The following is a 22,481-nucleotide window of genomic DNA, read 5'->3' as shown; positions in this document are numbered from 1 at the left end:
CTCATCCTCGGCGCCTGTCCTGGGTGCTGGTCCTCGATGCTCGTCCGCCCAAGGTCAGGACCGGTGCTCATCCGTCGTCCGAGGTCACTCACGACCGGTGCTCATCCGTCCGAGGTCGCCCAGGACCGGTGCTCATCCGTCCGCAGTCAGTAAGACCGGGTGCTCATCCGTCCGAGGTCAGGACCAGGCCCGACGTCGGAACCCCCGTGCCCGCCGTCACCAGGGTCCTGGCCGCCCCCGGGACCTGGTTCACGGAGGTGCCGCGCAGCTGCCGTACGGCTTCGGCCACACCGTTCATCCCGTGGAGGTAGGCCTCCCCGAGCTGGCCGCCGTGGGTGTTCATCGGCAGCCGGTCCTCCACGACGAAGGCGGCGGCCTCACCGGGGGCGCAGAAGCCGAACTCCTCCAGTTGCATCAGCACGAACGGCGTGAAGTGGTCGTACAGGATCCCCACGTCGATGTCGGCGGGCGCCAGCCCGGAGCTGCGCCACAGCTGCCGGGCGACCACGGACATCTCCGGCAGGCCCGTCAGGTCGTCGCGGTAGAAGCTGGTCATCTGCTCCTGGGCCCGTCCGGCGCCCTGGGCGGCCGCGGTGACCACGGCGGGCGGATGCGCCAGGTCACGGGCCCGCTCCACCGAGGTGACGACCAGCGCCTGGCCGCCGTCCGTCTCCTGGCAGCAGTCCAGCAGCCTGAGCGGCTCGGCGATCCAGCGGGAGGCCGCGTGCTCGGCGCGGGTGATCGGCCGGCCGTGGAAGTAGGCGGCCGGGTTGCCCGCCGCGTGCCGCCGGGCCGTGACGGCGACCGGCCCGAACGCGTCCTCCGGGGTCAGCCCGTACGCGTACAGGTACCGCTGCGCCGCCATCGCCACCCAGGAGGCCGGGGTCAGCAGCCCGAACGGCAGCGTCCAGCCGAGCGCCGTGCCCTCCGCCGACGGCTCGCGGTGCCGCACACCCGAGCCGAAGCGGCGCCCCGACCGCTCGTTGAAGGCGCGGTAGCAGACGACGACCTCGGCCACACCCGCCGCGATGGCGAGCGCCGCCTGCTGCACGGTCGCGCAGGCCGCCCCGCCGCCGTAGTGGACCCGGGAGAAGAAGGACAGCTCGCCCATGCCACAGGCCTGCGCCACGGTGATCTCCGGGCTGGTGTCCATCGTGAACGTCACCAGCCCGTCCACGTCGGCGGGCGTGAGTCCCGCGTCGGCGAGGGCCGCCCGCACCGACTCCGCCGCCAGTCGCAGTTCGCTGCGGCCCGAGTCCTTGGAGAACTCCGTGGCCCCGATGCCGACGATCGCGGCCCGGCCGCCGAGGGAGTCCCGCGTCCGTACGCTCACCCCGCGCCTCCCGGCGGGACGGTGACAGCAGCGGCGACGGCGAGCGTCACCGTGCCGGTGACGTGTCTGCCGATCCCGTTGTCCCCGGTGACCCGCACCACGACGGTGTCTCCGTCGACCTCCTCGACCCTGGCCCTCAACACCATGGTGTCTCCCGGATAGTTGGGCGCCCCGAGCCGGATGGCGACCTTGCGGAGCACGGCCGTGGGGCCGAAGTGGTCGGTGAGGTAGCGGCCGACCAGGCCGTTGGTGGTGAGGATGTTCATGAAGATGTCGGGGGACCCCTTGTGCCGGGCCAGTTCGGGGTCGTGGTGGACGTCCTGGTAGTCCCGCGAGGCGAGGGCGCCGGCGACGATCAGGGTGCGGGTGACCTCGATCTCCAGCGGCGGCAGCTCGTCACCGGCCTTCACGCGGCCACCTCCGTCGCGCGCGGCCGGAAGACGGGCAGCACCAGCTCGTCGCCCCCGACGTGCCCCTCGTGCCCACCGCTCCCGTCGTCGTAGGTCCGGAACTCCAGCTCCACCGGCATGCCGATCCGCACCTTGTCGTAGGGCACGTCGACCACGTTGCTGATGACGCGGACGCCCTCGGCGAGTTCGATCAGCCCTATCGCGTAGGGCGGGGAGAAGGCCGGAAAGGGCGGGTGGTGCATGACGACGTACGAGAAGACCGTGCCCTCGCCGCCCGCCTCGACGGTGTCCCACTCCGCCGAGCCGCAGGCGTTGCACCCGGGGAGCCACGGGAAACGGAGGGTGTCGCAGGCGGTGCAGCGCTGGATGAGGAGACGGTGGAGCCGCACTCCCTCCCAGAAACCGGCGTTGTCCCGGTTGACGACGGGACGTGGCCGCCGCTCCGACGCCCCGGCCCCTTTCGCCTCGTCGCCCCCCTTCGCCTCATCGACCGCCTTCGTCTCCTGCGCCTCCTGCCTCTCTTGCGTCTCTGGCGTGTCCTGCCTCTCCCTCGCCTCCTGCGCCTCCTGCGGCTCCCGGGCTCGTGGGGGCCCCTGCGGTTTCTGACTCCGCCCGGTCGGCCCGGTCGGTGCGTACTTGAGGATGCGGAAGCGGTGGGTGCCGACCAGCGTCTCGCCCACGCGTACGTCCGTCCGGGTCGTGACGAAGTACCCGGTACCGAGCTTGGTGGTCTTCCGCTGCGAGACCGACTCGATCACCGTGTCGAAGGCGACCTGGTCACCCGGCCGCAGAGGACGCGCGTACTCCTGCTCGCAGTCGGTGGCGACGACCGAGGTGCAGCCCGCCTCGTCGAGGAGGGAGAGCAACTCGTCATAGGCCTGCGCGCGCCCCTCATGACCGCTCAGGCCGCCCATGATCCACGCCTGGAGCATGGTGGGCGGGGCGATCGCGCCGGGGCCGGTGTACGCGGGGTTCCGGTCGCCCATGGCCTCGCACCAGTGCCGGATCATGGGCGCGTTGACAGGGTCGCGGCCGACGCCGGCGACCGCCGCGGGGCAATCCTCGTAGGCCTTGAGCCGCGCGTGGAGCTCGTCTGCCACGGCCGTACTCCTTCCGCGGAAAGGGCTCACAGGGCTTACCGGGAACAGTTTCTGACTGTCCGTCAGATACGGACGGCTGTCAAGGTCACTTCCGCGTACGAAAAGCGCCTGCGCGGCGGTACCGAAGCACCACCGCGCAGACGCGTCCCCACCCCACAGAGCCCATCCGGCGCGCAACTCCCCCCGGGGCCGGCGCCGGACGCCGGCCCTGTCAGCTCACCACCACAGCGGGGTGAAGGCGACCGCCACGGTGCTGTTGCCCTGGTTGACCGCGGTGAACGCGGACCCGTTGACCTGCGCGGTATTGCTCTGGTTCGAGGCACCGGATCCGACGGCGTTCTGCTGCGTGGTGGCCGAGTTGCCGCTGTTGTCGCGCCCGACACCGCTGCCGGTGATGCTCGCTACACCCGCGTTCGATCCGTCGTCCGCGAAGCCGGCGTTGTCCGCCACCGCGACGCCGGTGAAGAGGGCGGCTGCCAGCGGGAGGGCGGAGACGGCGGCGATGGCGCGAGCGGTACGGATGCTTGCCATGTTGTTCCTCCAGAACGGAAGTAAGTGAGTACCCGAAGCGCATGAAGTACGGCTTTACCTGGGCAGTTGGCCGACCGCCCCGGCGCTGGTCACGACGTCGCGAGACCAGGGTTGCCCACCGAATCCCCGGCGAACCACCCCGCAAGCCGTGATTCCCACTCAAGCGTGATGACAAGTAGATAAACCCCTAGCATCACCTTTCCTGCCCGGTACACCACAATCCCCGGCAAGTCAGGCACGGATCCGCCGGGCCCCGCAAGTGACGAAGCGTTACGGCATTTTTCCGGCCGCCGACCCTGCCCTCGGCGCGTCGAACCGCACCCGCCCTTCCCTTTTTCGAACATGCGTACGACCATGGAGGTATGGCCACCACCGACCGGTACTCCCGGCAGGCCACCATGCTGGCCCTCGCCCACGCCCTGTCGGCCGCCGAACGCGGCCTGGCCGTCATCCCCCTGTCCCGGACGAAACTCCCGGCCCTGCGCTCCCCCCACCGGGACGCCCCCGAACCGGCGGGACCGCCGTGCCACGGCGAGTGCGGCCGCTTCGGCCACGGCGTGTACGACGCCTCGACCGACCCGGTCCGCATCCGCGAACTGTTCGCCGCGGCGCCCTGGGCCACCGGCTACGGCATCGCCTGCGGCCTGTCCCCGCACCACCTCATCGGCGTCGACCTCGACACCAAGTCGGACACGGACTCCACCGCCGCCCTGCGCGAACTGGCCCTGCGCCATCTGTTCACCATCCCGCCCACGGTCGTCGTCCTCACCCCGTCCGGCGGCCGTCACCTCTGGCTCACCGGCCCGCCGGACGTCGTCGTCCCCAACTCGGCCGGCCGCCTGGCCCCCGGCATCGACATCCGGGGCGCCGGCGGTTACCTGGTCGGCCCCGGCTCCCGCACCGCCCACGGCGTCTACGCCACCGCCCCCGGCACCGACCACCTCATCCCCGCACCCTGCCCGCGCTCCCTCCTGGGCTTGCTGCTGCCGCCGCCGCGCTCCCCCCGCCCCGGGCCCGGCTCCACGGCGGGCGGCGCGCACGGCCGGGGCCTGGTCCAGTTCGTCCTGGCCGCGCACGAAGGGCAACGCAACACACGACTGTTCTGGGCGGCGTGCCGGGCCTACGAGGACGGCATCGGACCGGAGTTGACCGACGACCTGATCGACGCCGCCGTACGAACCGGCCTCACGACACGGGAGGCACAGGGGACGATCGCGTCGGCCGCACGCATGACCACACACCACCCTGACCCGTGACAGCACCCCGGCGCGCCCGCGCCGACGCGGAGCGCTCACGCGCAGAACGGACGCGTCCGCGTGCCGCCTGCCGCCTGCCGCCTGCCGCCTGCCGCCTGCCGCCTGCCGCCTGCCGCCTGCCGCCTGCCGCGTAGCGTGACCACATGGATGAACCTCGGATCAAGGTGTACGGCTCAGCCACCGAAATCACCGTCGCGGGCAACGCCGCCGGGCTGCTGGACCTGGCCGAGCGGCTCGTGGGCCTCGCCGCTCCCGAACTCCAGGACGGCTACCACGAGCACCTTGAGAGCGGCTTCAACCTCGAGGACGGTTCGATCAGCTTGATCCTGGCACGCGACGACAAGCTGTAGGACCCGCTCCGACCCGGCGTCGTGCCACGTGCTCCGCCGGTGCGCAGACAGGACCCCTCGACCGATTCACCTGGTCAGGGGACGTTCACGTGCGGTGGATGTGGGATTTCAACCCACGGTGACATCGCTGCCACGACGGTTTCAAGATCGCTGAGGACCTGACTCAACGCAAGCGCTGATAGCTTCGGAAACGTGATCGTGTACCCGCTTTGGCATGTTGGCCACCAGAACGAGGCCGGCGACAACCAGTCGACCGTCCACGTCGACGACGGCGGCGTCTTCGTCGACGAGCAGGACGGCGACGACGTGAAACTGCTCGGCATCTACTCGACACGGGAGCGTGCAGAGGAGCGCAGGAAGCGAGCCAGGCTGCTGCCGGGCTTCCAGGAGGAACCGGAGTGCTTCGTCCTCGAGGGTTACGAACTCGACGAAGACACCTGGACCGAGGGTTTCGTGCGGATCCCACCAGGCGAGTAACGGCAGTTACTACGCGGGAAGTACAGCACAGCCAGGTACAGCGACCCCACCAACCGCAGCCGCCCACCACCAGCCCCGGATGACCGACTGACCAGGTGGTCAGACCCCAGCGACCGTCCTGCCGGCAGTTCGCGTCGAGAGGGCCGCAGCCCGGTCCACTCCCTCCTGCCACACTCCTGTAGCGCCTGATGACAGCGCATCGCCACTTGGGGCAGACATGACGACTCCATGCATTCGGGGATCGACGGGGAACGGCGGCCTCGGAGAGCCCCGTAGTGACCTCGTACGCCCTGTACAAGGCGGCCGTACGAAATCGCTGCGGGGCACCGCACCGGCCTTCAAACTCGGGCCGGCCATCCACGCGACCGCACTCAGGGGGTAGCCTTCCCCTCCGTTCGAAGGCCCCTGGAGGGTGCCCTGTGCACACCACCGTTTTCCTGCTGCGGAGCGTGCTGGGCCTCGGTGGCAGCCTCGTGGGCATCTGGGAACTGACCCGCCAGGCTTCGGGTCCGGGCTGGAGGAAGCTGCGGGTCTTCTATGCGGTGGCGGCTTTGGCGCTCGCCGGGCTGCTCGCCTTCTAGAGGCGGCCCAGTCGACGTGGCCCCCCCGCACGCGTCCGGTCGGGACAGCGGGGAACAGCGGTCACGGGTGAACGACGCTCACAAGAACGACCCCCGACCGATGCACCTGGTCAGGGGCCGTTCACCTGCGGTGGGTGTGGGATTTGAACCCACGGTGACATCGCTGCCACGACGGTTTTCAAGACCGTTCCCTTAGGCCGCTCGGGCAACCCACCCGCGCCCCGGCCCACCTGGGGCGGAGCGGGTACAGCGTACCGGGCGTGGGCGCTGCTCGGGTGCGAGGGACCATGCCGCGTTCTACCGCCGCCCTCCCGCGGCCGGAACCCCGCCTTGCCCGGGCTGGCCGCCCGCGCCGCCGGTGATCGGCGGCGCGGGCGCAGGAGTGGCGGGTGGGCACGCGCGCGTGGGGGTCAGTCGGAGCTGGACCGGGGAGGTACGCGCGCGTGGGTCGGAGGGGCGGGGGCTCGGGTCGTGCTGGGTGTCAGCTGTCGCCCTTGCGGGAACCGAGGGTGAGGTCGACGGTGTGGGACTTGCCGTCGCGCTCGTAGGTGATCGCCACCTTGTCGCCGGGCTGGTGGGTCCAGATCTCGCCGATGAGGGTCGGGCCGCTGTCGATCACCATGTCGTCGAGCTTGGTGATGACGTCACCGGGCTTGAGGCCTGCCTGGGCCGCCGGGCCGCCCGACTCGACCGCGGAGGCGCCGCCCTCGGCCGTTTCGGTGATCTTCGCGCCGGCCGAGGAGTCCGCAAGGGAGACGGACGCGCCGATCTTCGCGTACACCGGCTCGCCGGTCTTGATCAGCTGCTGGGCGACGTACTTGGCCTGGTTGATCGGGATGGCGAAGCCGAGGCCGATCGAGCCGGACTGGGCGGTGCCGCCCAGGCCGCCGCTGCCGGTGGACTGGATCGCGGAGTTGATGCCGATGACATTGCCCGAGGCGTCCAGCAGCGGGCCGCCGGAGTTGCCCGGGTTGATCGAGGCGTCCGTCTGAAGGGCGCTCATGTAGGAGGCGGCGCTGCTGGTGCCGTCGCTGGAGGCCACCGGGCGGTTCTTCGCGCTGATGATGCCCGTCGTGACCGTGTTGGACAGGCCGAAGGGGGCGCCGATCGCGATCGTCGAGTCGCCGACCGCCACCTTGTCGGAGTCGCCGAGGGCGAGCGGCTTCAGGTCCGAGGGGGCGTTCTTGAGTTTGATGACGGCGACGTCGTAGCCCTGGGCGTGCCCGACGACCTCGGCGTCGTACTTCTTGCCGTTCGGGAAGGTGGCTGTCACCTTCCCGCCGTCCACCGCGTCCGCGACGACGTGGTTGTTGGTGACGATGTGACCCTGGGTGTCGAAGACGAAGCCGGTGCCGGTTCCGCCCTCGCCGCTGCTGGACTCGGCCTGGATGGTGACCGTGCTGGGCAGCGCCTTGGCGGCGACCCCGGCGACCGTGCCCGGGTCGCGCTTGACGGCACCGCCGTCGGTCGAGGCGGAGACGGTGGTCGAGCCGGTGTCGTCGTCGTTCTTGGCCAGCGTGTAGCCGAGGCCGCCGCCCAGGCCGCCCGCGACCAGCGCGGCGACCAGGATCGCGGCGACGAGCCCGCCGCGGCCGCGACCCGACTTGGGCTGGGGCTGCTGGTAGGAGGCGCCCCAGGCGGTTCCCTCGGGACCACCCGGGCCACCGAAGCCGAAGCCACCGGGGCCACCGGCCCCGCCGGACCCGACCTCTCCGGCGGCCTGGCCGCCGGCGCCGTACGCGTGCGTGCCCGCGCCGGAGTCCGCGTACAGCGGTGTCGCGGGAACCTGGGTCGGCCAGTCGTCGGCCGCGGCCGGGGCCCCCTGCGGTGCGGGGGATGCCTGCGGAGCGGTCGGTGGCGGCCAGTTGCCGTCGGCCGGGGCCGGGGCTCCCTGGGGCGCGGTGGGCGGCGGCCAGTGGCCCTCGGGTGCGGCCGCCGCGGAGGCCTGGCCGGCTTCCGGTGCCTGCGCGGGCGTCGCCGGCAGCGGAGTCGTGGGCGCGCCGGCGTCGGGCGCGGCCGCCTGCGGGGAGGCCGAGGGAGATTCCACCGGCACGGGGGGTGCGGACGGGGCCGGGGGTACCTGGGTGCCCTCGCTCTTGCCCTCGTTCTCGGTGCTCACAGCTCTTCTCCTCGATCCACGGCTGTTGTCGTCGGTCACACTGGGTCACGCTTGTCCGCGCTCGTCGCGCTTTCTCGCACGCTTTCTCGTCGACCCGGCGCGCTGAAGCTGTGCGTGTGCTTTTGCACGTCTCAGCTTTTCCCACGGGCCGTCAGAGCACCATAAGCGGTGGCTGTGGGTCCTTGGCCATTCCTTATATGGGTCATTACGAACAATAAGCACGCATCGTCGAAACATCTCAGAGGGTTCTCAGACGACGGGGCGCCGGTGGCACCATGACGCGGTGACCCACGCACGGCAGCACCACATTCAAGTCGTCGCCCATCGGGGAGCTTCCGAGGAGGCCCCCGAGCACACCCTGGCCGCGTACAAGAAGGCGATCGAGGACGGGGCGGACGCCCTCGAATGCGATGTACGGCTGACGGCGGACGGCCATCTCGTCTGCGTCCACGACCGTCGCGTCAACCGTACGTCCAACGGCCGCGGGGCGGTGTCCGCCCTGGAACTGGCCGACCTCGCGGCGCTGGACTTCGGCTCCTGGAAGACGCGGGAGGCCCGCGAGGCCTGGCACGCGCGCGAGGAGGATCCCGACTGGGAGGTCAGGCCCGAGGACCGCGCGGAGACCTCCGTCCTGACCCTCGAGCGCCTGCTGGAGCTCGTCTCCGACGCGGGGCGCCGGGTGGAGCTGGCCATCGAGACCAAGCATCCGACGCGCTGGGCCGGACAGGTGGAGGAGCGGCTGCTGGTGCTGCTGAAGCGGTTCGGCCTGGACGCGCCGGCCTCGGCGGCCGAGTCCCCGGTTCGGATCATGAGTTTCTCGGCCCGCTCCCTGCATCGCGTGCGTGCCGTCGCGCCCACCGTGCCGACGGTCTACCTGATGCAGTTCGTCTCGCCCCGGCTGCGTGACGGGCGACTGCCCGCGGGGGTCGGGATCGCCGGCCCCTCCATCCGGATCGTGCGCAACCACCCGGCGTACATCGAGCGTCTGAAGGGCGCCGGCCATCGGGTGCACGTGTGGACCGTGAACGAATCCGAGGACGTCGACCTCTGCCTGGAGCTGGGCGTCGACGCCATCATCACCAACCGCCCGCGCGAGGTACTTCGCCGGCTGGGCCGCTGAGCCGCGACCGGAGAAAGTCACAGAAGTCACAGAAGTCCCATCCACACCTCTTGACCACACAGCGCGGCTACAGCATCCTCCGTTCTCAGCCATACCGTCGAAATTTAGCCACTCACTGACAGGCCCCTCACAGGGAGTGCTCCGGCGCGTTCGGTCCGTGTTCGATCATTACGAATGCGTCGCCGGGGCCGCATTGGCCGGTTTCCGGTACAGGCCAATGGGGCATCCACACCGTGGCGTGGGGCGAAGGAGGTCTCGGGGGTGGCGTTGGTGGTGGCACAGGATGTGCCCGCGTCGTCGAGCATGGCCGTACCCCATGGCCCTGCGGGCGTGGGGAACGCGAGACACCGCATGCGCGATCAGTTGCGCGGTGGCGGGGTGTCGGAATCGGTCATCGACGACGCCGTACTGATCCTTTCCGAACTCTTGAGCAATGCGTGCAAGCACGGCAGGCCACTGGGCGACGCCCTGGCCGGGGACGGCGACGTCCGGGCCGCCTGGCGTGTCGATCCGGGCGGCCGGCTGCTGGTCGAGGTGACCGACGGCGGCGGCCCGACCCGCCCGGCCCCCGCCACCCCCTCCGTCACCGCGCACGGCGGCCGCGGGCTCAACATCATCACGGCGCTGGCCGACGACTGGGGCGTCCGCAACGACGCCCGTGGCGAGGTCACGGTGTGGGTCGTCGTCCACACGGACGTCTACGACCCCGACGCCGGCTGTAGACGCGACGACTTCGCGTCCCGGGTCGCGGCCCCGTCGGTGGCATCGATGCCCGGCCTGGACTTCGCGGACGCGTTCGACGACCTGGACTGAGGGTTGTCCCGTAGGCGGACCAGGGCCGACGCGGGCCGGGGAGGGCCGGGCAGGGAACCACCCACGATCACCACCCACCCCGGCGACAGCCGGGGCAGGCCCCGGGAAGAGCCGACGACGGCCGGCGGCTGACCGGAGGGCGCGGGGCAAGTACCGGCGACGGCCGCGAAGGGCCAGGAGACGGCCAGGAAAGGGGCCGGCGAGGAACTGCGCCAGACGGAAACGGAGGGAATCGGACGGCGGGATCACCGTCCGCAGCCTCCGCGTCGTCCGCAGCCCCCGCACCGTTCGCCCGGCGTCATCCCGGGGCGCCAGTCATGGCCGCGCGCGTGTGGCTTTCCGACGGCGCCCGCCGTCCGCGCGGGGCCCTCGGGTCGTGCACGGCCCACGCGTTGTCCACAGGTTCCCGTGACGGAGCGTAGGAACGGCTAGGCTCCCGCCGTACCAGACGAGCCGTACCCGGGAGACACCCAGTGGCCAAGAAGCGACCCCAGACGAAGGCCAAGCGGCCGCAGCTCACCGACGCGGACATCCCGGTCGTCGGCGCGCGGGAGCCCTGCCCCTGCGGCAGTGGCCGCCGCTACAAGGCCTGTCACGGCCGGGCCGCCGCGCATGCCGTGACCGAGCTGGTGCAGCGGCCCTTCGAGGGCCTGCCGGGCGAGGGCGACTGGGTGGCGCTGCGCGAGCTGGTGCCCGCCGCCACGGTCGAACTGACGCTGAAGGGCGGCCTGCCCGAGGGCGTCCCGTCGGTCACGCTCGCCACGGTGCTGCCGATGGCCTGGCCCGCCCTGCGCCGCGACGACGGCTCGGTGCTGCTCGGTCTGCAGAACGACACGCCGTCGGGCGACATCAGCCGGGACCTGGCCGACACCCTGCGGCGGGCCCTGGCCGCGGACCCCGGCACTCCGGTGCAGGCACGCCGCGCCCCGGCCGACGGCCCGCGTATGCAGGATCTGCTCGACGCCGAAGGCACGTTCGAGCCAGTTGTGCACAGCGGCTTCGAGTTCTGGGTGCCGGACCCGGAGAACGCGGCGCCTGAGGTGGCCGCCTCCCTGGAGCGGGCCAACGCCGCGGCGATCCCGACCGTGAAGCTGACCGGCGTGGATGCCGCGTACTGGTGCGAGACGCCGGACAAGAACCACCTGCGCTGGGTCATGCCGCACCCGGAGGAGCAGCTGCTGGACGCCCTCGCGCGGCTGCACGCGGCGGGCCGCTCGAGCCTCGGGGAGGGCACGCGTCTGGTGGGCTCCTTCCGCGCGCACGGCCTGACGGTGCCGGTCTGGGACCTGCCGAGCGCGGTCACCGCGGACGACGTGGAGAAGCCGGCCACCGAGTTCGCCGAGCGGCTCGCCGTCGCCCTTGCCTCGGACGCTCCGCTCACACCCGACGAGCGTCGCGCGCGAGGCGGCCTGACCAACCGGCAGGTCACGCTCAGCTGACGCACAGGGTCGGGAACCCGGCGGGACTGACCGATCGGTCGGCTCTGCCCGACTCGTCGGACGGCGTGACACCGCTCACAACTGCCGTACGCGCAAGGTGAGTCGGAGCCAGAAAGCGCCGTTTCGGCGGTGTCCGGAATACCGATGAAAACAAGAGATCGAATTTGCGTAAGCGGGATCTCTTGTTACCGTTCGAGTTGCCCGGTTGCTGGTGCATCCCCCGTCGCCAGCAACCGGGTACTTTCATGTCCGGCCGCGTTCACACGTTGCGCCTGCGTGTCAACTGCCCGTGTCCGACTGCGAGTTGCTCCCGGAGCGCAGCAGCAGCGGTCCATTGCCGGCCGCTCGGGCGAATTCCGTGACCGCCGTGTACGCCGCCGGTCCGCCCCGGGTCGGCTCACGGGGTGTCTCGCACGTTCCGGGCTCGTCCTCGGAGCCCACCGCGCAGCGCGTCTGCACGGTGCGGCCCGCAGGCCCCATGAGGCTCAGGAAGGCCTCCAGGGCGCGCCCGGTGACGTTTCGGTAGTAGGTGCGCGCCCAGGTGTCCTCACCCTGGGACAGCACGCAGGTCTGTGCCTCCACGCCGTCCGAGGAGGTGAGTTCGGGACCGCAGTGGGCGGCGGTGGCCAGCCCCAGGCCGAGCAGCAGCGGGGACCGGGAGGGCGCGACCGGGGGCGCCTTGGGATCCGTACCGTCGGCGGCGCGCGTACCGGCCGCTTCGGCGGCAGCACGCGTACGGGCCGCTTCGGCCACGTCGGCCGTACGTCCTTCGTCGCCGACCGGCCCCGCGGACGCCATGGCCAGAGGCAGCGCGATCGCGCCTGCCACGGCGCCCCCGAGGGCGAGGAGACGAAGGTTCATGTAGCGGAAGATAGAGGGCGAACGCCGGCGTCCCGTCCGGCGCGCGCCCGACACCCCTACAACTCGGGTGCGCTCACACCCGTACGAGTGAGGGCGTCGACGACGGCGTCCACCACGGCCTCGACGTCGGGCACCCAGGGGGAGGCCGAACCGGGCAGTGGCGCGCGCTCCCACCGGATGTCGCCGCGGCCCGTCTCGGACGGGGGCAGGGCGATGTAGCCGCCCTCGCCGTGGAAGCGCAGGGAGCCGGGGACGAAGTCCTTGGCATAGAGCAACTCACCCAGCTGCTCCATCGTGTACGGCCGGACGAGGACCGCCCAGCGGGTGGGCGAGGCGACGACCGGGCCGAGGCGGATGCCCTGCCGGTCGAGCGCCACGAGGGCCCGCGCGGCGGCCAGGGCGGGGAGGCTGACCGCGCAGGGGGCCGTACCCCCGGTGGCCAGGATGATCGGTGCGGCCGGCCGGTTGGTCCACCACCAGCGCACCATGCGCGCTTCGGTGGTGGCCGCGAGAAGGCCGGGGTCGAAGGGGTGAGCACCGGGGACCGTGCACTCCGGGTCGGGACAGCCGCAGCGGGAACGCCCCTGCGGGTCCGCCGTCACGCCCGGGAGGACGGGCCACTGCCATTCCGTCGCGAAGGTCAGGGCCGAGTCGATCAACTCAGGTCCACTGTCGCTGGACTGGGACAGGAGCCTGCGTCGCTTTCCGAGGATCTCGCGCATGAGCGCTCGTTCCTTTCCGTTGCACCGCTGGCAACACCGTGGGCCACATCACATCATGTGTCGATCACTTCACTGTGCGTACCTGTTGGCGCATCACACCCCTGTACAGGACAAGGGGAACCCGTCAGGGTCGAGCGGTCGCCGCTTCCGCGGCCACTTCGTCCGACTTGCGTCCATCTAATGCCTGGGCGTGGCGTGGGGTGGCGAAGTCTGGCGTTTAACGTCGCACGTATTTCTCTTCGCCTCCGCCACGGGAGGATGGGGCACGGTCGTCGATGACTATGACGCCCGGGCCGGTCACCAGGTTCCGGGAGGCTCCCTACGAGCTCCCAACGACCCCTGGCCCTTACCGAGTACGTACCCATCACGACCGTTGTGACGCTCCGTGGAGCAAGCCCAGTCGACCGCAATCACCCGTTACCCGAGGCAGTTTTAAGCCAAGTTTACAGTTACGCAAGGGAGCCGGAAGAACTGTGCCCGATTCTCCCAAAGACCCCACGGACACCAGCAAGCCCAGCAGGACAATGCTGGACATCCCCTCACGAGTGCGTGTACATGTGGAGACACCGCTAGCGGCGCAGAATGACATGGGGGTTTGCGATGCTTTTGAGCAATACGCTCCGGTCCGAGAGCCGGACGCCATGAACGCCCCTCACCCTCCGAAAGTGGCTGGAATCGATTCAACGGTTCCCTCACCCGCACACACTGTCGCGCCCGCGCCCGTGGTCCCGGGCACCCCGACGGTCCCTGCGGCCTCCTCCGGCTCCTCGGGGCCGGGGGCTCTGCTGACCGACCGGCTCGCCGGCTGGGTCTCCGATCTCACCACCCTCCACGAACTCACCGAACGCCTGGCCCGCACGGACGCACTGCCGGACGCCCTCCAGGAGCTGCTGCGCGCCGGATCCGCCCTCGTGGGCGCCCGGCGCGGTCTCGTCGTCCTCGAGCCCGCCGACCGGCTCGGGCCGGACACCATGATCGGCCTGGGTCTCGGCCGCGCCGACCTCGGACACATCGAGACGGTGCCGCGCAGTGCCCTGGCACTGGGCCGCATCCTCGAAGGGCTGCCCGGCGGCGAGGGGGAGATCGCCGAGCCCGACCTGTTCGCGGAGGACGGCCTGGACCCCCGCCACCGGGAGGTGGCCGCCCGCCTCGGCTACGCCGCCAGTTACGCGCTGCCCCTGGAGGCGGAGGGTGCATACGGCCGCCTGGGCGCGGCCGTATGGCTCTACGACGAGCCCGCAGAGCCGGGTGAGCGCCAGCGCCATCTGGTCGGCCTGTACGTCCGGTACGCCGCAGAACACCTGGCGCGGCTGCTGGAGATCGAACGCACACGCGCGTGCATGAAGACGATGGCCGAGGAGCTGCTGCCCTCCCGCCTGCCGCGCGTGCCCGGCGTCCAGCTCGCCGCCCGGCACCACACCGGCCCGCGCGGGGGCGGCGACTGGTACGACGCGCTGCCGCTGCCGGACGCGGCGCTGGGTCTCGCCGTCGGGTCCGTCACCGGGTCCGGGGCGAGCGCGGTCGCCGCGATGGGCCGGCTGCGCGCATCCCTGCGGGCGTACGCCGTGATGGAGGGCGAGGACCCCGTCGCGGTCCTGTCCGACCTGGAGCTGCTGCTGCGGCTGACCGAGCCCGCGCGGTCCGCCACCGCGCTGTTCGCCTACTGCGAACCCGCCCTGCGCAAGATCACCCTGGCAGGCGCCGGGCACTGCCCGCCGCTGCTGCTCGGCGAGCGGCGCACGGAGTTCGTGGAGACCTCCGTCTCCGCCCCGCTGGGCATGCTGGCCTGCTGGGAGGCGCCGAGCGTCGAACTGGAGGCCGAGCCCGGCGAGACGGTTCTGCTCTACACCGACGGCCTGCTGCACCGCACCGGTGACCCCGCCGACCGCGCCTTCGCCCGGCTGCACGCGGCCGCCGCCGGGGTACCGAAGCCCCTGCGGCGCGACCCGGGCGCGATCGCCGACCACGTGCTGCGCACCCTCCTGCCGGACGGAGCGGCCGAGCGGGACAGCGAGGAGGACGTGGTGCTGCTGGCGGCCCGCTTCGAGTAGCGCGGCGGTGTCCCCGCCCCGCTTCGAGCAGCGCGGCGGTGACATCGGGTGACCGGCTTGGCAACAGGTCCGTCGCCACTGGGCCCCCTTACGTACGACCGTACGATGGTGGGGGTCCAGTGCCGTATCAAGGAGGATGACCGTGGCCGACGAGCTCACCCCGGCTGTGCCGGATGATGCTGCTACCGCAGCGGGCCCGGAGACTGAGTCCGAGGAGCCCATCAAGCAGCGGAAGAACGGTCTGTACCCGGGCGTGTCCGACGAGCTGGCCGAGAGCATGAAGTCCGGCTGGGCCGACACGGAGCTGCGTGACCTGGAGCCGATCGCCCAGGCCGCCGAGACCGCCGCCCGCCGCGCCGCGCTCTCCGCGCGCTTCCCGGGCGAACGCCTGGTGATCCCCGCGGGCAACCTGAAGACCCGCTCGAACGACACGGAGTACGCCTTCCGCGCCTCCGTCGAGTACGCGTACCTGACCGGCAACCAGACCGAGGACGGCGTCCTCGTCCTGGAGCCCGAGGCCGACGGCCACAGGGCGACCATCTACCTGCTGCCGCGCTCCGACCGCGAGAACGGCGAGTTCTGGCTGTCGGGTCAGGGCGAGCTGTGGGTCGGCCGCCGGCACTCGCTCACCGAGGCGGAGGAGCTGTACGGCATCCCGGCCTCCGACGTGCGCGAGCTGGCGGACAAGCTGCGCGAGGCCACCGGCCCGGTGCGGGTCGTGCGCGGCCATGACGCGGGCATCGAGGCGGCCCTGACCGACAAGGTCACCGCCGAACGCGACACCGAACTGCGCGTCTTCCTCTCCGAGGCCCGGCTGATCAAGGACGACTTCGAGATCGGCGAGCTCCAGAAGGCCGTCGACTCGACCGTCCGCGGCTTCGAGGACGTCGTGAAGGTCCTCGACAGGGCCGAGGCGACCAGCGAGCGCTACATCGAGGGCACGTTCTTCCTCCGCGCGCGTGTCGAGGGCAACGACGTCGGCTACGGCACCATCGCCGCCGCCGGCCCGCACGCCTGCACGCTGCACTGGGTGCGCAACGACGGCCCGGTCCGCTCCGGCGACCTGCTGCTGCTCGACGCGGGCGTCGAGACGCACACGTACTACACCGCCGACGTCACGCGCACGCTGCCGGTCGACGGCCGCTTCAGCGAGATCCAGAAGAAGATCTACGACGCCGTGTACGAGGCCCAGGAGTCCGGTATCGAGGCCGTCAGGCCGGGCGCCAAGTACCGAGACTTCCACGACGCCGCACAGCGCGTGCTGGCCGCGCGGCTCGTCGAGTGGGGCCTGGTCGAGGGCCCGGTCGAGCGGGTCCTGGAGCTCGGTCTGCAGCGCCGCTGGACGCTGCACGGCACGGGTCACATGCTCGGCATGGACGTCCACGACTGCGCCGCCGCGCGCGTGGAGTCGTACGTCGACGGGACGCTGGAGCCCGGCATGGTGCTGACGGTCGAGCCCGGGCTGTACTTCCAGGCCGACGACCTGACGGTGCCCGAGGAGTACCGGGGGATCGGCGTCCGCATCGAGGACGACATCCTCGTCACGGAGGACGGCAACCGGAACCTGTCGGACGGTCTGCCGCGCCGCTCCGACGAGGTCGAGGCCTGGATGGCTTCGCTGAAGGGCTGACATCGGCGATCGATGGCCGGGTACTGGTGGGTGCCCGGCCACTCACATGCCCGGGTGACGCTTCTGTCCAGGGGGACTGCGTGAACGACTTCTGGTCCGGTGTCGGCGTCGACCTGCACCTGGAGCCGGATGCCGCCGAGGGGCGGCGGGCCGGCCTGGAGCGGGCTCTGCGGGACGCCGTACGGGAGGGGCGGCTGGCGCCCGGGAGCAGGCTGCCGGCCACCCGGCGGCTCGCGGCCGAGACCGGTATCTCGCGCAACACGGTGAAGGCCGCCTACGACCAGCTGGTCGCCGAGGGCTATCTGACGGCGCAGCAGGGCTCGGGCACCCGGGTCGCGGCCCTGCCGTCCCTCGCCGCCGAACCGCCGGACGCGGCCGCACGCGCGCGTGAGCCGCGTTTCGACCTGCGGCCCGGCAGCCCGGACGTCGGGGCGTTCCCGGCCGCGGCCTGGCTGCGCGCGCTGCGCCGGGCCATCGCGACGGCGCCCTCGCCGGCGTACGACTACGGCGACCCGCGCGGCCGCATCGAACTGCGCACCGCGCTGTCGGGGTACCTGGGGCGGGCGCGGGGCGTCATCGCGCCGCCGGAACGGATCGTGATCACCTCCGGATACGTGCAGGGCCTCGCGCTCCTCACGCGCGTGCTGGGCAGCGCCGGCATCGCGATGGAGGACCCTGGGCTGCCCTTCCACCGCGAGGTCGTACGACGCAACGGCGGCACCGTGACGCCGGCGCCGGTCGACGAGCGCGGGGTGCGCGTCGGAGAACTGGGCGATGCGGGAGCCGTGGTCGTCACGCCCGCGCATCAGTACCCGACCGGCGTGACGCTGCACCCGGGGCGGCGACGGGCGCTGACGGAGTGGGCACGCGCGCGTGACGGGCTGATCGTGGAGGACGACTACGACGGGGAGTTCCGCTACGACCGGCAGCCGGTCGGCGCGCTCCAGGGGATGGCGCCGGGGCAGGTCGTCTATCTGGGCACCGCCTCCAAGACGCTCGGGCCCGCGCTGCGGCTCGGCTGGATGGTGCTCCCGCCGAGGCTGGTGAACGCGGTCGCCGACGCCAAGCTGCACAGCGACCACCACACCGAGTCCATCGGGCAGCTCGCGCTCACCGAGCTGATCGACAGCCACGCCTACGACCGTCATGTGCGCGCGTGCCGGTTGCGCTACCGCCGCCGCAGGGACCTGCTCCTGGACCGGGTCGGGGCGCGCCGGGGCGTACGCGGGATCGCGGCCGGCCTGCACGCCCTGGTGGAGGTCGGCGACGAGGCGGAGGTGCTGGCGCGCGCGGAGGCGGAGGGGCTGGCGGTGGGCCGTCTCGGCGAGCACTGGCACGAACCCGGCGAGGGCCCCGGCGGACGTCCGCAGGGGCTGGTCGTGGGCTACGGGACTCCCGGCGAGCGGAAGTATCCGGAGGCACTCGACGTGTTGGTGAAGGTGCTGGACGGCGGCTGAGTCGACGCCTGGACAAGGCGCCGGATTGGACCACTGAAAAGCCGCTGAAGTGGTGCTGTCGAGCGGCCCACCGGTTCCCTAGCGTCCTCTGTATGACGACGAAGACTCCCCCGAGCAAGACTCCCCCGAGGCAGAGTCCCGCGCGGCGGGATTCCCCGCGGCGTCTGCTCGCTCTCGCCCAGTTGAGCAACTCGGTCGGGGACGGCGCGTACTACACGACGTCGGCCCTGTACTTCACCCAGGTGATCGGTCTCGCCCCCGCGCGCGTGGGGCTCGGGCTCACCCTCGGGTGGGCGGTCGGCTCGCTGGCCGGGGTGCCACTGGGGCGACTGGCCGACCGGCGCGGGGCGCGCGGGACGGCGGTGCTGCTGGCGCTCGCGACCGGGCTCGCGGTGGCGTCCTTCACGCTCGTGCGCGGGTTCGTGCCGTTCGTTGTCGTGGCGTGCGGGTACGCCGCCGCGCAGTCGGGGCTCGCGGCGGCCCGGCAGGCCCTGCTGGCCGGCCTGGTGCCCGCCGGGGAGCGGACGGGGCTGCTCGCGCGGCTCCAGGCGGCTCTGAACGCGGGTCTGGCGGTGGGCGCGGCACTCGGCGGGCTCGCGCTGCACTCCGGGACGCGGGCGGCGTACCTCGGGGTGTTCGTGGTCGACGCGATGAGCTTCCTGGTGTGCGCGCTGCTGCTCGCCGGGCTGCCCCGGGTGGCTCCCGGGGGAGTCCGCCCGCGCGGGAGCGGCCTGGGTGTGCTGCGGGACCGGCCGTACGCCCTCGTGGCGCTGCTGAACACCGTGCTGTTGCTGCGGATGCCGCTGCTCAGTCTCGTGCTGCCGCTGTGGATCACCGAGCGGACCGGGGCGCCCGCCTGGCTGGTCTCCGCGCTGTTCGTGCTGAACACCGCCGCGGTGACGGTGTTCCAGGTGCGCGCGGCGCGTGGCGTGACGGGACTGGCGAGCGCCACGCGCGCGGTGCGTCGTGCGGGCTGGGTGATGTGCGCCGCGTGCGCGGTGTTCGCCCTGTCCGCGGGAGCCTCACCGTGGGTGGCGGCGGGCGTGCTGGTGCTGGGGTCGGTGCTTCAGGTGGCGGCGGAGATGGGGCAGTCCGCGGGCTCCTGGCAGCTCTCCTTCGACCTGGCCCCGGCCGACCGTGTCGGCGAGTACCAGGGGTTGTTCGGCACCGGCGTCACGGTGGCCCGCACCCTCGGCCCGCTGGTCCTGACCTGGCTGCTGGTCGAGTGGGGCACGCCGGGCTGGCTGCTGCTGGGCGCGGCGATGGTCGCCGCGTCGTACGCGATGGGTCCGGCGGCCCGGCGGGCCGCCGCCGTCCGGCGGCCGGAGCCGACGGCGGCGTTGATCCCGGTCGGCTGACAGCACCACCGCGGAGCGGCACGTGCGGCAGGCGGTCCGAGGCGTACGCCTTCATGGTCCCCGGACCTGCTCGAGGCGTACGCCTTCATGGTCCCCGGACCTGCTGGAGGCGTACGGCCCGGGGGTGGGCGGAGCTGCCCGAGGGGGAGGTGCCGAGGGCCCGGCACCTGAGCACCGCGTGACCGACGCCCCCCGCCGCTGCGCCTGCGGCGGGCACGGCGCGACGAAGACAGCCGGGCGGCCGGGCACGCCCCTCGCGCAGACGCCCTCGCGCAGGCGCATGCACACGGGCGCGAGGGACGGAGCCCGCCGTCGGTCTTCCGGCACCGCGCGCCGACCGGGACCGGCGCTCAGCCGCGTCGAGCGGCTCGCCCCGGACCCCCGGGCCGCCGGCGTACTCAGGCCGCCCGGGTGAGTGCGGGCACCGGCAGGGAGTCCACGAAGAGTGCGCCCGCCAGCAGACCGGCGCTGCCGCGTGGGCTCCACGCGCGCGTGTGGAGGTCGGCGTCCAGGTCGGTGAGGGCCGCGCGGCCCGCCGGGGTCGCCGTGCCGCCCGCCTCGAGGATGCCGCGGGCGCCGGCCTGCACATGGCGCAGGCCCAGAGGGCCCGCGGTGTGCAGGAGTTCGGTGTCCTGGAGGGTGGACATGACGGTGAGCAGCGCGTCGAGTCGGGCCTCGGGCTCGTGCGCGCCGGCCGAGCGGGCCGTGGCGAGCGCGTCCAGGGCCCGTCGTACGTGCGGGAATCCGGCGCGCGCCTCGCCGCGGGCGCCGGCCGCGCCGTACTTCGCCGAGACGGTCGCGCCCCGCGAGGGGCGTCGTGGGGCGGCCCGGTCGGGGTGGGCGGCGATCCGCTTGGCGGTCGCGGCGACCTCGGCGCCTCGCGCGCGGGTGTCGAGGGCGGCCGCCGCGACCAGCAGGCCGAGCGTCCACAGCGCACCCCTGTGCCCGCCGCCGGCGAGGCCCACCGAGTGCTCGGTGCACCTCCCGATGGCGCCCAGCTCCGCGCGGAGCCGGGGCGTGGGTTCGCCGGTGCGGCGGGCGGCCGCGGCCATCGCCGCGAGGCCGGGTGCGAGCGCCTTGGCCGACCAGCGCAGCCCGCGGTGGTCCCTGCGGGTGACACGGGCGGCCAGGTCGCGTGGGTCGGGCAGGCCCGGCTTGGGAGCCAGGGCCAGTTGCCCCGTCAGCGCGGCCACCGCGGCCTGCGCGAGCGCCTCGTCCTCACGGCTTGTCATGTACCGACCTTATGAGGAGGCGGAGGCCGACGGGGCGTCGCTCGGCGGAGTGCCCGTCGGCGCGTCACTCGGGGCGCCGCTCGGGGGCGTGCCGCCGCCTCCGCCGCCGCCCGCGCCGGTGTTCTCGGCGTCGGGGTCGACGCCCAGGGTGATGGACCCCTTGTAGCCCTTGGAGGGGTCGGCCTTGTGCACGGCCTTCAGGGTCAGCAGGCCGCTGGAGGTGCCGCCGCCGCCGTAGACCATGTCGTTGTCGAGGGTGGTGTAGCTGCCGGAGTGCTTGGAGTAGGGCTCCAGGGTGAAGATCTCCTCGGCGATGTCGTCGGGGAAGAAGAGCTGGCCGGTGTAGTTGACCTTGCCGCCCTCGTAGGTGCCGTCCTCCTTCTGGCCGCCGGTGTGCACCTTGAGGTGGATGTGGCAGGTGCGCGGGGTGTACCAGCCGGGGAAGATCGTCTCGAACTTGACGACCCCGTTGGCGTTGGCGATCTGATAGCCCCGCAGGTACGTGCTGTCGTCGGCGGTGGAGCCGTCCTCGCTCTCCGCCGGGGCCGAACCGCCGGGGTTGGCGGTGGTGTAGCCGGAGTAGTAGCCCCAGGCGTCGCAGTGCCAGATCTCGACGGCGGCACCCGAGACCGGCGTGCAGCCGTCGGTGGCGTCGACGACGGTGAGGCGCAGGGTCAGCGGCACGCCGCTCTTGCCCTCGGTGATGTCCTTGCGCACCAAGGCACCATCGAGGTAGTAGGGCCCTTCCGTGACGCTCGTCATCAGCGTCATACAACTGCCGCTCGTCGAGGTGGAGGTGGCGGACGCCGACGCGCTCGCACCGTCGTCCGTGACCGTGTCGGCGAAGGCCGACTGATAACCGGCGACGGCGAGGCCGCCGGCCGCGACCGTGCCGCCGGTCACCGCGAGGGCGCGGCGCCGGGTGATGGTGGTGTCCTTGTGGGCTCCCGTCATGAACAGGAACGTAGGAACGCCACCCGTCAGCGGCATGGGGGAAGGCTGAGAGGAACCTGTGAGTGCTGAGGAAGCTGAACTCCCGCTCCCCTGACGGCTCGTACCCGCCCTGACCGGCCATGATCCCCGCCCCGTGGGGAAACCGGAGGCGACCGGCGCTGACGCGTGGTCAGACGGCCATGAGGGGAGCGTCCTTGCGCCACTTGAGGATCTTGTCGAAGCTCACCACCGCGCCGCTTCGTCCCGGCTTGTTGCCGATGTGGACGTGGTCGGCGAGCTCCCGGATGAGGTAGAGGCCGCGGCCCTGCTCGGCATAGGTGTCGGCGTGGACGGAGCGGTCGACGCGGGGTGTGCGCCCGCCGGTGAACCCCGGTCCCGAGTCGGCGACCTCGATGCGGCACGTCTCGCCGTCGAGGTAGGCGGTGACGCGGTACGCCTCCGAACAGCCGCCGTGCGTGGTGTCCCCGCCGTGCTCGACGGCGTTGGCACAGGCCTCGCTCAGGGCGACGGAGAGGTCGTAACTGACGTCGGGATCGACGCCCGCCGTCTCCATCGTGCCGAGCAACAGGCGGCGGGCGAGCGGAACGCTCGCGGCTTCGCGCCGCAGATGGAGTGACCACCAGATGCTCATGCTCCAGCCTCCTGGCCGCGGCTCGACATACCGATACGTATTGCCCCTGGAGACCC

General features: G+C 72.2%; 21 protein-coding genes and 1 tRNA gene. 11 read left to right on the top strand and 11 right to left on the bottom strand.

Going from position 1 to position 22,481, the window contains the following annotated elements; genetic code table 11:
• Positions 1-163: 163 nt before the first annotated feature.
• The 4 genes from ACIPFH_RS23425 to ACIPFH_RS23410 all read right to left on the bottom strand — a co-directional run bounded on the left by ACIPFH_RS23425 (position 164) and on the right by ACIPFH_RS23410 (position 3,374).
• Positions 164-1,333, bottom strand: a complete 1,170-nt coding sequence (locus ACIPFH_RS23425; RefSeq protein ID WP_401829007.1) for a lipid-transfer protein — start codon at positions 1,331-1,333, stop codon at positions 164-166.
• On the bottom strand, positions 1,330-1,743 hold the full coding sequence (locus ACIPFH_RS23420) for a MaoC family dehydratase (protein ID WP_401829005.1): 414 nt from the start codon (positions 1,741-1,743) through the stop codon (positions 1,330-1,332). The genes ACIPFH_RS23425 and ACIPFH_RS23420 overlap by 4 nt, the downstream gene beginning before the upstream one ends.
• Entirely contained in the window at positions 1,740-2,843 is a 1,104-nt protein-coding gene (locus ACIPFH_RS23415; protein WP_401829003.1) for a bifunctional MaoC family dehydratase N-terminal/OB-fold nucleic acid binding domain-containing protein, read from the bottom strand. The genes ACIPFH_RS23420 and ACIPFH_RS23415 overlap by 4 nt, the downstream gene beginning before the upstream one ends.
• A 216-nt stretch (positions 2,844-3,059) precedes the next feature.
• The gene (locus ACIPFH_RS23410; protein ID WP_401829000.1) at positions 3,060-3,374 is read right to left on the bottom strand and encodes a hypothetical protein; all 315 of its coding nucleotides are present in this window, start codon (positions 3,372-3,374) and stop codon (positions 3,060-3,062) included.
• A 362-nt stretch (positions 3,375-3,736) separates the two neighbouring features.
• Here ACIPFH_RS23410 and ACIPFH_RS23405 point away from each other — a divergent pair, with 362 nt between their 5' ends.
• The 4 genes from ACIPFH_RS23405 (at position 3,737) to ACIPFH_RS23390 (ending at position 6,038) form a co-directional block, all read left to right on the top strand.
• On the top strand, positions 3,737-4,630 hold the full coding sequence (locus ACIPFH_RS23405; RefSeq protein ID WP_401828997.1) for a bifunctional DNA primase/polymerase: 894 nt from the start codon (positions 3,737-3,739) through the stop codon (positions 4,628-4,630).
• 143 nt (positions 4,631-4,773) lie between these two features.
• Positions 4,774-4,980, top strand: a complete 207-nt coding sequence (locus ACIPFH_RS23400) for a hypothetical protein (RefSeq protein ID WP_401828996.1) — start codon at positions 4,774-4,776, stop codon at positions 4,978-4,980.
• 192 nt (positions 4,981-5,172) lie between these two features.
• Positions 5,173-5,457 (top strand): hypothetical protein, encoded by a 285-nt coding sequence (locus ACIPFH_RS23395; protein ID WP_401828994.1) that lies wholly within the window; start codon positions 5,173-5,175, stop codon positions 5,455-5,457.
• A gap of 419 nt (positions 5,458-5,876) precedes the next feature.
• Positions 5,877-6,038 (top strand): hypothetical protein, encoded by a 162-nt coding sequence (locus ACIPFH_RS23390; RefSeq protein ID WP_401828993.1) that lies wholly within the window; start codon positions 5,877-5,879, stop codon positions 6,036-6,038.
• Positions 6,039-6,166: 128 nt separating this feature from the next.
• Here ACIPFH_RS23390 and ACIPFH_RS23385 read toward each other — a convergent pair.
• Both ACIPFH_RS23385 and ACIPFH_RS23380 read right to left on the bottom strand, forming a co-directional pair.
• A tRNA-Ser gene (locus ACIPFH_RS23385) sits at positions 6,167-6,253 on the bottom strand.
• Between the two features lie 266 nt (positions 6,254-6,519).
• Entirely contained in the window at positions 6,520-8,157 is a 1,638-nt protein-coding gene (locus ACIPFH_RS23380) for a trypsin-like peptidase domain-containing protein (protein WP_401828990.1), read from the bottom strand.
• Positions 8,158-8,440: 283 nt separating this feature from the next.
• Between ACIPFH_RS23380 and ACIPFH_RS23375 the strand changes: the two genes are divergently transcribed.
• From ACIPFH_RS23375 to ACIPFH_RS23365, 3 genes are all read left to right on the top strand, one after another.
• On the top strand, positions 8,441-9,277 hold the full coding sequence (locus tag ACIPFH_RS23375; RefSeq protein WP_401828989.1) for a glycerophosphodiester phosphodiesterase: 837 nt from the start codon (positions 8,441-8,443) through the stop codon (positions 9,275-9,277).
• A gap of 174 nt (positions 9,278-9,451) precedes the next feature.
• Entirely contained in the window at positions 9,452-10,090 is a 639-nt protein-coding gene (locus ACIPFH_RS23370; RefSeq protein ID WP_401828986.1) for an ATP-binding protein, read from the top strand.
• A gap of 473 nt (positions 10,091-10,563) precedes the next feature.
• Positions 10,564-11,529 (top strand): DUF5926 family protein, encoded by a 966-nt coding sequence (locus ACIPFH_RS23365; protein ID WP_401828984.1) that lies wholly within the window; start codon positions 10,564-10,566, stop codon positions 11,527-11,529.
• A gap of 279 nt (positions 11,530-11,808) precedes the next feature.
• Here ACIPFH_RS23365 and ACIPFH_RS23360 read toward each other — a convergent pair whose 3' ends face one another.
• Together ACIPFH_RS23360 and ACIPFH_RS23355 are read right to left on the bottom strand one after the other, a co-directional pair.
• Positions 11,809-12,390: a hypothetical protein gene (locus ACIPFH_RS23360; RefSeq protein ID WP_401828982.1), complete on the bottom strand. Its 582-nt coding sequence runs from the start codon at positions 12,388-12,390 to the stop codon at positions 11,809-11,811.
• Positions 12,391-12,446: 56 nt separating this feature from the next.
• Positions 12,447-13,112 (bottom strand): bifunctional DNA primase/polymerase, encoded by a 666-nt coding sequence (locus tag ACIPFH_RS23355; protein ID WP_356246939.1) that lies wholly within the window; start codon positions 13,110-13,112, stop codon positions 12,447-12,449.
• Positions 13,113-13,636: 524 nt separating this feature from the next.
• On the opposite strand from ACIPFH_RS23355, the gene ACIPFH_RS23350 reads away from it, so the two are divergent.
• From ACIPFH_RS23350 to ACIPFH_RS23335, 4 genes are all read left to right on the top strand, one after another.
• Positions 13,637-15,163 (top strand): PP2C family protein-serine/threonine phosphatase, encoded by a 1,527-nt coding sequence (locus ACIPFH_RS23350; protein WP_401829244.1) that lies wholly within the window; start codon positions 13,637-13,639, stop codon positions 15,161-15,163.
• A gap of 136 nt (positions 15,164-15,299) precedes the next feature.
• On the top strand, positions 15,300-16,793 hold the full coding sequence (locus ACIPFH_RS23345) for an aminopeptidase P family protein (protein WP_401828979.1): 1,494 nt from the start codon (positions 15,300-15,302) through the stop codon (positions 16,791-16,793).
• An 80-nt stretch (positions 16,794-16,873) separates the two neighbouring features.
• The gene (locus ACIPFH_RS23340; RefSeq protein WP_401828976.1) at positions 16,874-18,250 is read left to right on the top strand and encodes a PLP-dependent aminotransferase family protein; all 1,377 of its coding nucleotides are present in this window, start codon (positions 16,874-16,876) and stop codon (positions 18,248-18,250) included.
• A 92-nt stretch (positions 18,251-18,342) separates the two neighbouring features.
• Entirely contained in the window at positions 18,343-19,608 is a 1,266-nt protein-coding gene (locus ACIPFH_RS23335) for an MFS transporter (protein WP_401828974.1), read from the top strand.
• Between the two features lie 398 nt (positions 19,609-20,006).
• On the opposite strand, the gene ACIPFH_RS23330 is transcribed toward ACIPFH_RS23335, so the two are convergent.
• From ACIPFH_RS23330 to ACIPFH_RS23320, 3 genes are all read right to left on the bottom strand, one after another.
• A complete protein-coding gene (locus ACIPFH_RS23330) occupies positions 20,007-20,840 on the bottom strand; it encodes a triphosphoribosyl-dephospho-CoA synthase (RefSeq protein WP_401828971.1) in 834 nt (277 codons plus the stop codon).
• 9 nt (positions 20,841-20,849) lie between these two features.
• Entirely contained in the window at positions 20,850-21,794 is a 945-nt protein-coding gene (locus ACIPFH_RS23325) for an intradiol ring-cleavage dioxygenase (protein ID WP_401828968.1), read from the bottom strand.
• Between the two features lie 169 nt (positions 21,795-21,963).
• Entirely contained in the window at positions 21,964-22,425 is a 462-nt protein-coding gene (locus tag ACIPFH_RS23320; protein ID WP_356246929.1) for an ATP-binding protein, read from the bottom strand.
• Positions 22,426-22,481: the final 56 nt, after the last annotated feature.

Origin of the sequence: Streptomyces sp. NPDC088157, from assembly GCF_044741545.1 — a bacterium.
Lineage (GTDB): Bacteria > Actinomycetota > Actinomycetes > Streptomycetales > Streptomycetaceae > Streptomyces.
Note: the sequence above shows the minus strand (reverse complement) of the source record. Positions and strands in the feature narration are given on the sequence as shown.